At 43.3% G+C, this 14,109-nt stretch carries 10 protein-coding genes; 4 read left to right on the top strand and 6 right to left on the bottom strand.

Annotated elements, in window-relative coordinates:
- Positions 1 to 10: 10 nt before the first annotated feature.
- The 6 genes from JWG44_RS08830 to JWG44_RS08805 form a co-directional block, all read right to left on the bottom strand.
- Positions 11 to 1,306 (bottom strand): transcriptional regulator, encoded by a 1,296-nt coding sequence (locus JWG44_RS08830; RefSeq protein WP_205274588.1) that lies wholly within the window; start codon positions 1,304 to 1,306, stop codon positions 11 to 13.
- Between the two features lie 2 nt (positions 1,307 to 1,308).
- The gene (locus JWG44_RS08825; RefSeq protein WP_205274587.1) at positions 1,309 to 1,830 is read right to left on the bottom strand and encodes an RNA polymerase sigma factor; all 522 of its coding nucleotides are present in this window, start codon (positions 1,828 to 1,830) and stop codon (positions 1,309 to 1,311) included.
- A gap of 429 nt (positions 1,831 to 2,259) precedes the next feature.
- Positions 2,260 to 3,504: a sigma factor sigX-regulated lipoprotein SrpA gene (gene srpA / locus JWG44_RS08820; RefSeq protein WP_408611935.1), complete on the bottom strand. Its 1,245-nt coding sequence runs from the start codon at positions 3,502 to 3,504 to the stop codon at positions 2,260 to 2,262.
- 253 nt (positions 3,505 to 3,757) lie between these two features.
- Positions 3,758 to 5,626, bottom strand: a complete 1,869-nt coding sequence (locus JWG44_RS08815; protein WP_205274586.1) for a RecQ family ATP-dependent DNA helicase — start codon at positions 5,624 to 5,626, stop codon at positions 3,758 to 3,760.
- Between the two features lie 151 nt (positions 5,627 to 5,777).
- On the bottom strand, positions 5,778 to 7,739 hold the full coding sequence (gene mnmC / locus JWG44_RS08810) for a bifunctional tRNA (5-methylaminomethyl-2-thiouridine)(34)-methyltransferase MnmD/FAD-dependent 5-carboxymethylaminomethyl-2-thiouridine(34) oxidoreductase MnmC (RefSeq protein ID WP_205274585.1): 1,962 nt from the start codon (positions 7,737 to 7,739) through the stop codon (positions 5,778 to 5,780).
- Positions 7,739 to 8,734 (bottom strand): LIC10647 family lipoprotein, encoded by a 996-nt coding sequence (locus JWG44_RS08805; protein WP_232371568.1) that lies wholly within the window; start codon positions 8,732 to 8,734, stop codon positions 7,739 to 7,741. The genes mnmC and JWG44_RS08805 overlap by 1 nt, the downstream gene beginning before the upstream one ends.
- 89 nt (positions 8,735 to 8,823) lie before the next feature.
- Between JWG44_RS08805 and dusA the strand changes: the two genes are divergently transcribed.
- The 4 genes from dusA to JWG44_RS08785 all read left to right on the top strand — a co-directional run bounded on the left by dusA (position 8,824) and on the right by JWG44_RS08785 (position 14,041).
- The gene (gene dusA, locus JWG44_RS08800; RefSeq protein ID WP_205274635.1) at positions 8,824 to 9,891 is read left to right on the top strand and encodes a tRNA dihydrouridine(20/20a) synthase DusA; all 1,068 of its coding nucleotides are present in this window, start codon (positions 8,824 to 8,826) and stop codon (positions 9,889 to 9,891) included.
- Positions 9,892 to 9,972: 81 nt separating this feature from the next.
- Positions 9,973 to 11,895 (top strand): PP2C family protein-serine/threonine phosphatase, encoded by a 1,923-nt coding sequence (locus JWG44_RS08795; protein ID WP_232371567.1) that lies wholly within the window; start codon positions 9,973 to 9,975, stop codon positions 11,893 to 11,895.
- A 110-nt stretch (positions 11,896 to 12,005) separates the two neighbouring features.
- The gene (locus JWG44_RS08790) at positions 12,006 to 12,971 is read left to right on the top strand and encodes an MBL fold metallo-hydrolase (protein WP_205274583.1); all 966 of its coding nucleotides are present in this window, start codon (positions 12,006 to 12,008) and stop codon (positions 12,969 to 12,971) included.
- 80 nt (positions 12,972 to 13,051) lie between these two features.
- Positions 13,052 to 14,041, top strand: a complete 990-nt coding sequence (locus JWG44_RS08785; protein ID WP_205274582.1) for a cytochrome-c peroxidase — start codon at positions 13,052 to 13,054, stop codon at positions 14,039 to 14,041.
- The last annotated feature ends 68 nt before the right edge of the window (positions 14,042 to 14,109 follow it).

Genomic DNA, 14,109 nt, shown 5'->3' with positions numbered 1-14,109 from the left:
GTCTTCCGATTTAAAAAGAAATGGATTCCACGTCCTCGGCTTTGATGACTTTTTTCTTTCCTTCCATTTCCAGAACATATTCATTTTCATATTGGATCAGATTCCCTTTTAATTCGGATCCATCCTTCAGCTTGATCGTCTTATTTCCCAATCGAACGGGTTCTTCCTTTTGGGATTCTTTCTTTTTCTCGATAACGGGTGCTATTTCTTTTTTTTGGTTCGGGATCGGTTCACGAATTTTCGAATTTAAATCAGGAAGATCCGGACGGCCGAGGCTCTCCGAAACCTTCTCCAATTTTTCAAGGTCTTCCGGACTCAAACTACTCGTTTTGTTTTTTTTGAGACCGAGCGAGAGAATATTCCGAATTTGTCCGAGTTCAGTTCGGATCTTTTCTTCGGCCTCCGCCTTAGGATCGTTTTCGGAAACAAAGAAAATCTTAGAATCTTCGGAAAAAACGACAGGACTTGTTTCCAAGGAAGAATTCGAAAGTATTATCTCCTCAATGTCGTTTAATAATTCTTTGTTCTTTTCGCCGAAGTTTTGAATCCAGTTTTTGGAAGGAGTGAGTAAGAATGGGAGTAGATATCGAACGCCGGAACTAACGGAAGCGGATCCGTTCCAAACTTTGATACTTCTTCCGTTTTTCGTATCTTCGATCAGAACTTTCGTGCCGAGCAATTCGATCCGAGTTCCGTTCCAATAGAGTTTTGTTTTTCCGGAAGACGAAACGTTTTCGTTTAACAAAAGTCCCCCCTTTTCAAAAAATATGGAAAGGGATTCTTTGGAATCGTTTGATTTGGGGAGATGCAGAATTCTTACTTCCGAGTTTGGGAAAATTTTAAAATGAATCGAACCTTGAGTTCGTAAGATTTCAACGTCACAAAAGGAATTTTCATCCAATCGGATCGAGTTCGTCGTTTGGATAGATTGTGCATCACAAGCGCCCAAGGTCCGGATCGCGACTGAGTTCGGTTTTCGGAAAATCTGAGATTGAATGATCATAAAAATGGAAGCAATCAACGGAATGATAGCGGCTAAGAGTAGAATTCTATTTTTAAAAAGTTTTTCCGCAAAGGATACACGAGAAGAAGAAAGGTTTTGATGTTTCGATTCGGATTGTGAGAGCGCGGTTTTATGGAGTCTCAGACCTGCCTGCATCTTGATATAGTTTTCGTATCGTTCTTTCAAGGATCGATCTTGGTCGACGATTTGATTCAATCGTGTTGTCTGCTCCTCGGTGATTTCGCCGAAAAGGGCTAAAGACATTAGGTCTTCGAATTCTTCTAATAGATCGTTTCTTTCCATCTTTACAAAGCCACTTTTCTTCTTTCTAATTCTTCTCGGAGCAGATCCAAGGCCCTTAGTAGTTTTCGGCTAACGGTTCTCGAAGATATATTCAAAGCCTGCGAGGTTTTCTCCAACGTATAATTGTTGAATTCTTTTAATAGGATGATGCTTTTTTCAGGTTCGGGTAAGGAAGAGATAATATCCCTCAGCTCCTCTTCCAAAATTTTAGTTTCTAAGTCCTGAATGAAATCATCTTTCACTCGCAGCGCTTCCAATGATGTATTTTCTTCTAAGTTAAATTCCTTTTTACGTTTTTTAAGATAAGTAGAATACGTATTTTTTGCGATGGTCGCAGACCACGTGTAAAAACTTCCTTTCTCTTCGTTAAAATTTGGAAAGGCTCGATAGAGATTGATGAATACCTCTTGCGCTATGTCTTCCACTTCGTCCGGGTCCGTCGATAGATATCGAATCACCTTATATATCGCGTCTTTGTATTTTTGGTAAAACAGAGAAAAATCGTGGTCTTGACTTAACTTCATTTTAACCTTTCAAGAGCAAAAACACAAAAACACATAGATAATAAGATAGACGAATACAATACGAATAAAATGGCGAAGTTGGAAATCTGGTTTTTATTTTTTGAGCTTACTTGCATGTCTCTCATTCCTTCGCACTCAATGAAAGACTCTCATTTGTAAGGTCGCAGAATGGACGTTGTTTGATCGAGTCATAATTATTCTTACTCCGTACGTTTTATCATTTGAAAAAACGAAAACGATCTCTGTTTAGATTTTCTCGACGAGGAAGGCCCGCTCGGGCTTGTTTTTTGCAGAATTTAAACCGACATTCTTTTTTGCGAGGTCATTCTAAACGAACACAGAAAGGAGCGATAGGCTCCTTTCTGTGTTTACGGATCGTAAAGATTCGTTCTTTTGGGATTCAAATAGAATGGTTACTTTAGGTTTCTATCATTTGTACTCGCTCAGGATCGTAGGTAAACGGAAGATAAGATTTCTTCTTGCCGTATTCGTTAAGTTATCATTTCCATCAGTAGCATTCGGTCTATCGGCCGCGTCGAGTTGCGGTGAAAAAATGTTATCACCCGCGCTCGAATCCCAAAAAAGAACGTTATCGACGGAAATATTGAAAAGTAGATTCAATTTTCCGGGGTTCGAGTTATCCAAATCGACTACGAGTATATAAGGTGTTGTAGAGGGAATTCCGTTCATACTCGCTGGGCTTTTGAATTTCAGTTTTTGACTCGACGACGTGTAGTTTACTCCCGGGTTCGAAGGCGCGTTTAAGAATGTTCCGGGATTACCGAAGTAATTGAATCCTGGGACTGTAAGAAACGATCCGGAGGAGGAATCCACGGCGGATTCTACAAAGGTACAGGAGTTTGTAAGCGTTTCTCCGGCAGGAATCAGTTGATTGAAAATGAAACTTGCCGAATTTGTAAAGGACGCCGGACAACCGGTGCCGAAAATTTTTGTACTGACTTCTCCTCTACTCATCTGAGGAGAAGGGTTGTTCAGAAGTAAATCCACGTAACGATAGGAATTCTCAGGGACAACGTTCGGTTCGAAATAATAAGAAAATCCTCTTACGATGATTCCAATTCTATCATAATCTCCGCTTTCTTCGGAAGGAATCATTTGGATCGGTAAAGACGCCGAGTCCGTTCCCGCTTGGCCGCCTTTCAGAGCGAGCGGCATAAAAGATGTACAAGGACCTAAAGAAGGAGCGCCCGGAGGAGGAGATGTCTGTGTTACGTTCGTTTTAAATAAGATCCGTCCCGCATTTTCCAAACTCTCGGTTCCTCGAGCCGGTCCTCCCTTTACCGCTGATTTGTAAGCTAAGATTTGACAGACTTCCATCGATACAGCCGCAGGTGTTAAAAAATGGTCCGAAAAGCCGTCCCCGTCTCCATAGTTGAGAGGGTTGTCTCCTGCTAGATCTGTTAGAAATCCGGAAGAGTTCGATCCGATGAGAAAGTTGGAAGAGTTCGAAACGCGGTTCGACGCCATTGCTGTCGCTGTGGACAATTTGAATTCAGCCTTGCTTCCGACGAATCCGCTTCCAAGCAACGCCAACAACAGATTGTTTGTATCATCCTTTTTTTTTGAGCCGCAACTCATGAGAAAAACGAATACGGTCAAGAATGCGAAAAATTCTAAAAAACCCCGTTTCATTTTATTTCTATTCTGTTTCATCGTGTTAAACCTCCAATGAAATCACGAAAGAAATATAGAGAAAGTCGGCGAAGAGTGAGACAGTTTTTGAAAGAAAATAGGAAAGTTATGAGGGGAATGGAAAACTGATTTCTAAGAAAGACAAAGTCGATTTATAATTATACAAGCGTTCGCAATCATGTAAACCAAGGACGGAAACTCAGCTGCAAATAAAGCGATCCGGCTTTTAGAAATCAGCCTTTCTTATCCGAACGCCGCTAAGGAAGAATTTATCTTATTTCCATTTTTCTAATATTTTTAGAATCTCGTTTCCGAATTTTTCGACTTTGGCGGAACCCATTCCTCGGATGAGAGAAAGATCTTCCGGAGTTTCGGGCATTGCCTTCGCGATTTCCGCGATGACCGGATTTTGAAGAACCATAAACTTTTTCCACTTTCTTCGTCTTGCTTCCCGATCTCTAAAATTTTTGAGTTCTTGGATTACGTTTTTCGCCGGAATGGTTTTTCGTTCGGAGTTCGGGTCTTCTTCTTTTTTCTTTCTTGGGGTTTTTACGATCACGGTGGATGCAAGTATGAGCTTCGGATATTTGTCTCCGACGATTTTTACTTTTTTCTCGGAGATCCATTCGTCCAGGATTCTTAAGATGGCTTCTTCCGGAATGGAGCGTAACGCGCCGTACATCGGAGTCCGATCCAATTTTTTTCTAAGAATTTCGTTGGAGCGCGAACCTCGCAAAACTCCGGCGATCATTCTTTTTCCGAATTTGCCGGGAATGAGTTCGAGCAATTCTTCGACGGTTCTTAATTCTTCATTAGAAAAATCGTATTTTTCCTTTTGTTCTTTTTTCTGTTTTTTATCTTCTTCCCTTTTGAGAAACTCTTCTCTTCCCGAGGGTTCCTCTTCGGATTCTTTTTCTAAACAGATGTCGCAGGTTTTACATTCCGAAATTTCTTCTCCGAAATACGAACAGAGAATTTGTTGTCGGCATTGATTCGAGACCGCGTATTCCTTTACGTAAGAGAGGAGTGTCTCTCCTCCTTTGCGGTTGGATTCTTTTCCGATGATAAAACTTTGTGTGACAAGATCGGATGGATGGTAAAAAAGAATACAATCCGAATCCTTTCCGTCCCTTCCGGCTCTTCCCGCTTCTTGATAATAACTTTCCAGAGACGCGGGTGTTTGATAGTGAATCACCATTCTTACATCCGGGCTATCGAGGCCCATTCCGAACGCGTTGGTCGCGACGAGCACGTTTGTCTTTCCGGTAGAATAACCGTCTTGCGCTTTTTCCCGGCTCGAATCGGTTCTTCCCGCGTGATACTTTCCGACCTTGAAGCCGTTCTTCTTTAGAAAATCGTAAACCGATTCCACTTTTTGTCTGGTAGCGCAGTAGATGATGGCTCTTCCACTCGTCGATTTTTGAAAATTACCTCGGACGAGAATTTTCAAAAGCTGACTTTCTCGGAAGGTTTCGTTCTGGGGAAAAAGAATGGAGAAGTTCAGATTTTCTCTGTAAAAGCTTCCTTTGATAAGCGAAGGCTCTTTAAGACCTAAAGAATCGGAAATGTCTTTGATGACTCTTTGCGTCGCTGTGGCGGTTAACGCGATGACTGGAATTTTTTTCGGGAATTTATCCCGAAGTTCGTAGAGTTTTCTGTACTCCGGTCGGAAGTCGTGACCCCATTGGGAAACACAATGTGCTTCGTCCACGGCGATTCTTTTGAGAGGTAGTTTGGGAAGAATTTCGAGCACCTGTCTGCTCAACGCCTTTTCTGGCGATAAATAAAGGATTTGGATTTTTCCGGTGGCGGCGCGGCTCAGAATCCGCAACTGCTCGAGATCGTCCTGTGTGGAATTGCAATATTCCGCAGTGATCCCTTTTGCTTTGAGAGAATCCACCTGGTCTTTCATCAGAGCAATCAGAGGAGATATGACGAGAGTAAGCGATCCTTCCTCTAAAACTGAAGGAAGTTGATAGATGAGGGATTTTCCTCCTCCTGTGGGAAGGATGACTAACGTATCGTTTCCGTCGAGGACGGATTCGATCGCTTCTTTTTGTCCCTTTCGAAAACGGGAAAGTCCCCAGACTTCTTGCAGAGCCGATTCTAAATCTTTAAACTTTTTATTTACTTCTGAGTTCATGGAATCCGTTTTTGTAAATTTCTTTCATTGGATCTGGAACCGGGTTTATCGATTTTTATTTTTTCATCAACCAATCATCGAAGTCGTATTACTCCTTTGATTCCGCCCCGAAAAGGAAACCTTGGTCCGTAACCAGGAGAAGGTAAAAGGGTCAATCCAGAGTTCGAATCTTCCGATACAAGAATCGACTCGGGTGTAAGGATTCTAATAACGAGGATTCTACGGGAGCGGGTTCATCCAGTATCAAAGAAGCTAAAATCTCTGCACCCAAAAAAGAACTCAAAATTCCTCGAGAACCCAAAGCCCCGAAGACAAAAAGACCGGGAATCGTTTTTAAGATCGGATAACTTTTGGTTCGATTCCGAGGAAGTTCGATTCCTTTATAAACTTTTGTAAACTCTTGAGGAGAAACTACCGGGCCGAGGATCGGGAAACGATCCGGAGTCTGCGCTCGAAAACCGACCTTTTCGGATCGAACCGATTTTTCGTTCCATCCAAGACTCGGGTATTTTTTTTGAACGTATTGTAATAGTTCTTTTGTGTCCTTTGTTCTCGTTTTGGGATCGAGATCGAATTCGTCAAAGGTGGAGCCGAGGATATGTTCCCCTTCGATGGAAGGGGTGAGATAGTGTTCCGCGCAGAGAATATTCGAGAATCGGGAAGAATTTTCGGTTTCCCCTAAGACGAGCAATTGACCTCGCACTTTTTTGATCGGTAAGAATTTTTCCCCGAGAACCGGAAAAAGAAGATCCTCTATTTCATGAGAATTGCAGAATATAATAGAATCCGAATGTATCTCCTCGTTCGAATCGGATAAAACCGATTTCCAGCCCGATCCGCTTTGTTGAACCGAAACCACCTTTTGAGGAATCACCTCGATGGAAGACGAATCCACCATCCTTTTTGCGAGAGATTTCGGTTGTGTCCAAAATCCTTTGGGAAAAAGAACACCTTCTCCGATTTCTTTTCCGAGATCGTTTTTGTTTTGTGAGTTCTCCGATATTTCTTTCCAAGCTGCGATCTTTTCCGAAAGCCGGTGATTTTTTAATCCATTCCTGAATCTTTCCGAACTCATCTCTTCGGTGACTCCGTGAAAAAGACCGGAAGTTTTGAATTCTTTTTTATCGGCAAAAAACGACAAAAACTGCAAAGCATATCGAAAGGCGCGTAACGTGAAGAGGCTCGTAGGAGTCGGAAGTTTCGTGATATGAGGATGGGAAATCGCGCCCGGAATTCCGGACGCTTCGTTTGCGATTCCGGAAGGATCGACGAGGGTCACTTTTATTTCGCGTTTGGATAAGGAATACGCCAAAGCGGAACCTGCGATTCCCGCTCCGATGATCGTGGCCGTTTTTGTTTCCCGCTCCGTAAAAGAACGTCTACACCAGGGTTTTTCTTTTGGAATCGATTCTTCGGATTCGTTTTCGTTTCCGGAATAGTTTCCCACCAGCATTTCCCTTTTTTTTCCGAATCCCGGACGTTTTTCAAGAACGAATCCGCAGGAAGTCAACGAGTCTCGGACCATTCTTGCGACGGTGAAAGTGGAGAAGGTAGTTCCTTTTTTACAAACACGTCTTAGATGGATCAGGACCGATTCTTCCCACATATCCGGATTTTTGGAAGGTGCAAATCCATCCAAAAAAATCGCGTCCACTTTTCCTGAAATTTCGACTAACGCGTCTTCGACGTTCCCGAGATAAAGTGTGAGATGGACGTTTCCGTTTTGAAATCGAAAGTAATTCATTCCCGGAATCAGGTCTTCGTAAGAATTTAAAAATTCTTCCTGGGTCGTTTGAAGTTCCGGAAAAACGGAGAGGGCTTTGGAGATTTCCTCTTTGTTTAGAGGAAACTTTTCAATGGAAATGTAATGGAGTCGAAATCGATCCTCGTGTTTGGTATATTCTTTCCAAGTCGTTAAGAAGTTGAGTCCGGTTCCGAATCCCAATTCTAAAATCGAAAAGGATTTTTGCGGAATCTGCTCTTCCCATCTTTGTAAGAGTTTGTTCCCTTCGATAAAGACGTGTTTGGTTTCTTCCATTCCGTTTTCGGGAGAAAAATAAATGTCCCCAAATTCTTCGGAGACCGGAGTTTGATTTTCTTTCCAAGATAACATCAGATTCTCGGAGGCAACGGTTCGGTTTGTTTCGGCGGAGTCGATTCCCGGGGCGGATCGCTGTCTCTTCTCAAGGATTCTTCGGACAAGGGACGTGACAATTGGATTTCTTTTCGAACTCCGATTCGATATGTATCCATTGTGAGATAGAGATCGGGAACGGCGCCTCCGGTGGAAGTCGGTATCGTTTGTTTGATCGGATCTCTTTCCAGAGTCGAAAGGTTTGAAATTTCAAAGTAAAGATATGTATTATAAAAGATCGAATCTTCGAAAAACCTTCCGATATTGTATTCGTATAACAATCGTATTCCGGATACAAAACGGGCTCGATTTCTGGTGGAGGAGATTCTCAATTCTTTTTCCAAAACGTCGAAATCGTAGATGCTGAATCCGACGTTGATCCCGATTCCTAAATTCCAATTTAGAAATTCTAAAAATGCTAGATAGATCGTCGCATACGCCTGATAGTCCGCGTAGAGATATTCCGCCTTTCTTCCGAAAGGATCCGGAAGAGGATAAAGGCCGTAAATTAAATGCTCCATAACGTTAGTCGCAACACGTCCGTCGTCCGGAAAGTTCAATAAGTTTCCGCGAAAAGTTCTCGGCGCGGTCAATGTAAAACCGTAGGCCATGTAGTTTAGAACTTTCAAATATCCTTCAAAAGGTGTTCCCGGAATTCTTCTCGGAATCGATCCGATCGTATAAAACGGCACGGATTTAAACGGATCTTGGTTTACGCTACGATCGTTGTTCGCGACGTCTTTGGTTCCGACGCCGGTGCGAACTACGTTTTCCAAAGGACTGTAGTGTGTGGAAAAAGTCAAACGTGTGGAATCCACACCACCCGTGAGGACGATCGTTTCAAAAAAGGATTCTAAGGTTCTGCAGGAATAACTGAAAGAAAGAAGAATTAGGAAAAACGAGAATCGTATTCTTTTGAACGAGAATGGAAAGAGGACGGAAGATCGGGAATTCTTCTTTGAAAGAGTCGTCATTTTTTGATTCCCGCGCGATTCGCCGTCGAATGAATGACGGAGGATCCTTGACCGAAGGGTTTAGAAAAAAAAATCTGGTAAGAAGTTGTATGATCGAACTCGGAACAAAAATTCCAAAACCGTATCCGGTTTCTCTGGCCCCTATGATGGACTGGACCGATCGTCATTTCCGTTATCTTTTTAGAATGATTTCCAAACATACGTTTCTTTATACGGAGATGATTCATACGGGTGCGATTCTTCGCGGAGATAGAAAACGATTCTTATCATACAATCCGGAAGAATTACCCCTCGCGATTCAGTTGGGCGGTGATAACCCAAGTTCTCTCGCTGAATGTTCCAAGATCAGTGAAGACTACGGATATTCTGAGGTCAATCTGAATGTAGGTTGTCCGAGCGATCGAGTGAGAGAAGGAAACTTCGGCGCTTGTCTGATGGAAACACCGGAGAAAGTCGCCGAACTCGCGGCCGCCATGGACGCCGCCGTTTCCATTCCGATTACCGTTAAGTGTAGAATCGGAATTCCCGGAAAAGAAAGTTTTGAGGATCTTTATCGTTTTGTGGAAACGGTAAAGTCCGCCGGTGTAAAACGTTTTATCATTCACGCAAGGATTGCGATCTTGGGAGGTCTTTCTCCCGCGCAGAATCGGCAAATTCCTCCTTTGCGTTATGCGGACGTGGAAGAGATCAAACAAAACTTTCCCGATCTGATCGTTGAAATCAACGGAGGAATCCGGACCTACGCTGAGATCGAAGAGAGATTGAAAAAAAACGACGGAGTGATGATCGGAAGGGCCGCCTATGAAACTCCCTTTCTTTTTTCGGAACTCGATTCTTTGTTTTTTCAAGACGATACTTTGTCTTTGAGTCGAAGAGAAATTCTGATACGAATGCAGGATTATATCGATCGTTTTCTCCGAAACGATACAAACTCAAAACCTCACTTTGTTTTAAAACATCTTTTGGGTCTATTTCACGCGGAGAAAGGAGCGCGAAGTTATCGAAGAATTCTTACGGAGAAAATGTTTTCCGATTATAGCCGCGATCTTCTGATCGAAGCGACGAGGGAGATTCCGGATTCCGCGTTAGATTTCATTCCTTCTCAAAAGAAAAATCGAAACTCGGCAGAGTTGGAATCTACGGTCTTTCCTTCGTAACGTTTCTTCATTCTTTTATTTCCAATCCAAATTTAACTTTACAGACGCATACGCAGAGTTAGTTTGATCCCCTCTTTTTGTATGAAACCGATTTTATTCGGATTAATCCTATTATGTCTAATTCCCTCCGCAGTATACTCGGAACCGATCGATCCGGAAAAGGTTCAGCTATTGAGCGAAGGATGGGAATACTATAACGTAGACGGCAGAAGTTTTAAGTCGATTCTTCCCGGTGTCGGTTTAACGAGCCAAGGTCTGGAAATTCCGCTTAAGGGCTATTATACGATTTCGATAGAATATCCGAATACGGCGCCTTCCGGGTCTCAGGGAATTTTTTTAGATAGAATTCAGTCCGCAGACAGGGTTTACTTTAACGGGAAACTGATCGGAAAAACCGGCGAGATCGATCCTTATTCTCCGGCTTGGTTTCGAAGTCGTTTGTATAAAATTCCTCTCGAATGGATCGAAAAGGGAAAAAAGAATACGATTCGAATCGAGATCGAATGCCAAGAGCTCGGATTTCACTGCGGAATTTTCAGAAGTATTCCCAAGTTAGGCGATTTCGACGAACTCAAAGACGCTTTGATTCAGGAAGACGCCCTCCAACTCGTGCTGATCGTTTTATTCTTAGGGGTTTTTTTACAACAATCGATTTCGTATTCTCTCAATCGTTATTCCAGAGCCAGTATCTTTCTTGCGTTATCCGCCTTTCTTTTCGTTTTTTGGAGATTGCCGCTTCTTCATAAAATGCACTATATAGACGTTCCTTTCGGGATTTTGTCCCGTTCTTTCTTTTTGGCTCAGACGGTTTTTCCGACTTGTATATTATATTTTCTGTATGCGTTGTTCCGAAAAAAAACGGGGACGGCGGCTAAAATGATCATGAAGGCGAGTCTTGTGATCGGAACCCTTCATCTTTTGGAACTCGACGGAACTCAAAGGGTTTTGCTCGTTTATGCGTGGGAAGGAATTTTGTTTTCCATGTTCTTACTTCTGGTTCCGATCTTTTACTCCGAGTTGAGAAAAAAACTTATGGAAGCTTTGATCATGGTGGGAGGAGTGGGCCTTCTCGCGCTGTTTGCGATCATCGACGTCGTTTTGGACAACGTTTCAGGAAAGAATATGTTTTTATCCCAATACGGTTTTTTCGCGCTTTTGATCTCCGGCGCCGTGAGTATTTCGTATCAAAACGCGAGAGCCCATTCGGAACTCAAAAGATTAAACACGACTCTCGAAGCCAAGGTGGAAAAAAGAACCGAGGAGTTGAAAAAACAAAATCGGATTCTTCATGAAGAATTGGGAATGGCGGCCAATTTGCAGACGAGATTGATTCCCCAACTAGACGGGAGAATTCACCGTTTATCTGTGAACTCGGTTTATATTCCCGTGGATCAAGTCGGCGGCGATTTTTTAGATTATTATATTCTAAATGAGAAAAAGGTAATGTTTATTCTCTGCGACGTTTTGGGTCACGGAGTCGCGTCGGCTCTGGTTTCTTCGATGCTCAAGGTTTCGTTTTTGGAACTGAGCCGTAAGATGGAGGAACCTTCCCGGATTCTTTCGGAATTGAACAACCGGATGTTTCAGGTTTTGGAGAAAAATTTTATTTCCGCTTTTGTCTGTTTATACGATCTCGAAAAGGAAGAATTTCGATATTCAGTTGCGGGACATCCTCCGCCCGTTTTGATTCGAGAAGATCTCGCGGAACCCGAATTTTTAAAAGGAAGGGGAATGATTCTCGGAATGTTGAAGACGATCGAACCCGAAACTTACACGATCGCGCTCAAAACCGGGGATCGATTTTTCTTTTATACGGACGGAGTCACGGAAGCGCTCAGTCCTGAGAGGGAAATGTTCGGGGAAAGGAGACTTCTGGAAGTTTTGAAGAATAATTTCTTTCGAAATCCTAGAAATCTGAACGAAGAAATTTTGGCTACGGTGCGATCTTTTTCCTCTTCTAAGATTCCGGACGACCTGACTTACTTGACTGTGGATATAATGTAGAATAAACTTTGCTCCGAGCAAAGAGATCCGGTTTACCGGGATTCTTAAATAGAAAAAACGCCTTGCGACGTTTGTAGAGGAATTTCGATTCTGAAATCAGGAGAATCTTTATGCCGCCTTTTGAGAAAGAACCCTTTCCCGGATTGTTTACGATCGACTGCGATTATATTTCCCCCGGCGTCGCTTGCGCTTATCTTGTTGTGGAAGGGAACGAGGCGGCCTTTGTCGAAAACAATACAAATCACGCGGTTCCGATTCTTCTGGAAGAATTGGCAAAGGTCGGACTTAAACCGGAAGACGTAAAATACATCATCGTAACTCACGTTCATCTCGATCACGCGGGAGGAACCGGACTTCTTGCAAAACACTGTCCGAACGCGACCATTCTCGCACATCCAAAAGCGGCAAAACATCTTATATCACCCGAAAGACTGGTCCAGAGTTCGATCCAAGTTTACGGAGAGGAGAATTTCAAAAAACTCTACGGTGAAATCATTCCGGTTCCGGCGGATCGAGTGAAAAGTCCGGAAGACGGGGAGGAGATTCGATGGGGAAAAAGAATATTCAAATTCTATCATACACGCGGTCACGCAAATCATCATTTTTGTATCTATGATTCTTTGAGTAACGGGATTTTTACCGGAGATTCTTTCGGTCTCGGTTATAGGGAATTTGCGGTCGGCAAAAATCCGGTTTTGTATCCTTCCACAACTCCGACCGATTTTGACGCGGAGGAGGCGATGAACACGGTGGATACGATTCTCGCGACTGGAGCCGATAAGGCTTATCTGACTCATTTCGGCGTTTGGAAGGATCTACCATCCGGCGCACGCCAGATGAAACAGGGACTTCACGCGATGCAAAACATTCTTTCCTCCGGGGAAAGATCGGGTTTGGAGGGAGAACCTCTTTTGGAATTTTGTACGGGAAGAATTCGTTCTTATTTGGAAAGAGAAATTTCCACACAAGGAATTGCCGTGGGGGAAAGGGAAGAAATGCTTCTTGGGTTTGATTCTAAGATCAACGCCCAGGGGCTGGTCTTCCAGATTGAGAGGAAAAAGCGAAAGAAGACCTGAAAAAGAATTGTCTTTTAGAATGATTCTAAATAGAATCCATTTTTAGAATCATTCTAAAATAAATAGAGAGAGGAACTGGTATGAAAAAATCTACATTCGGAGTCCTGTTTTTGGCGCTCCTCGGGGTTGTTTTGGTTTCCTGTGGGCCGTCTGAAAAGACGAAAAAACTGATCGAAGATTCCAAAAAAATCTTCGGAACCATTCCGGAAAAAGTTCCGGGCGGAGAAGGGGATACGCCTGAATTGGTCCAACTCGGGGAAAAGTTATACTTTGAAAAGAGACTTTCCGCAAACGACACGCAGGCTTGTAATTCCTGTCACAACGTCGCCGGGAAAGGCGCAGGCGTTGACAATCTTCCGACTTCTCCGGGAGCCTTTGGGAAGAATGGAGACAGAAATTCTCCTACCGTTTTGAACGCGGGTTTTCACATCGCTCAGTTTTGGGATGGAAGAGCGAAGGATTTGAAAGAACAGGCGAAAGGTCCGATTCTAAATCCTGTGGAAATGGCGATGCCAAGCGCAGCCGAAGTGGAAAAGAAAATCGGCGCGATCTCCGAATACCAGGATCTTTTTGGAAAGGCCTTTCCTAAAGACGATAAAAAAATCACCTATGAAAATCTCGCGGGTGCGATCGCCGCTTTCGAGAGAACCCTTGTCACGAAAGACCGTTTTGACGATTTTCAGAATGGAGATCACAAGGCCCTTTCTTCGGAAGAACAAGAAGGTCTGGAGAAGTTTCTGGCGACCGGTTGTACGGCTTGTCACGTAGGTCCTCTTTTGGGCGGAAATTCTTTCCGGAAATTAGGTCAGGTGAATCCGTATGAAAATACCACCGACAAAGGCCGCGTTGCGGTTACGAAAAATCCTGCGGATGCTTTTGTTTTTAAAGTTCCCTCTCTCAGAAATATTGCGATCACCGGTCCTTATTTTCACGACGGGAAAGTCGCTTCTCTGGAGGATGCCGTGAAAAAAATGGCCCATCTTCAGCTCGGGAAAGATCTTTCGGATTCGGATACAAAGTCAATTGTCACTTTCTTGAAGGCGTTGACCGATAAGAAGAGGTCTAATTAACTGGACTTACAGAATTGAAACCTATTCAGCCGGCGGTTGCTAACGCGATTGGCCGGTCTTTTTTGTAC

The sequence above is a fragment of the Leptospira ainazelensis genome (assembly GCF_016918785.1).
GTDB classification, from domain to species: Bacteria; Spirochaetota; Leptospiria; order Leptospirales; family Leptospiraceae; genus Leptospira; species Leptospira ainazelensis.
The sequence above is the reverse complement of the archived record's forward strand: the minus strand, read 5'-3'. Positions and strand labels throughout refer to the sequence as shown.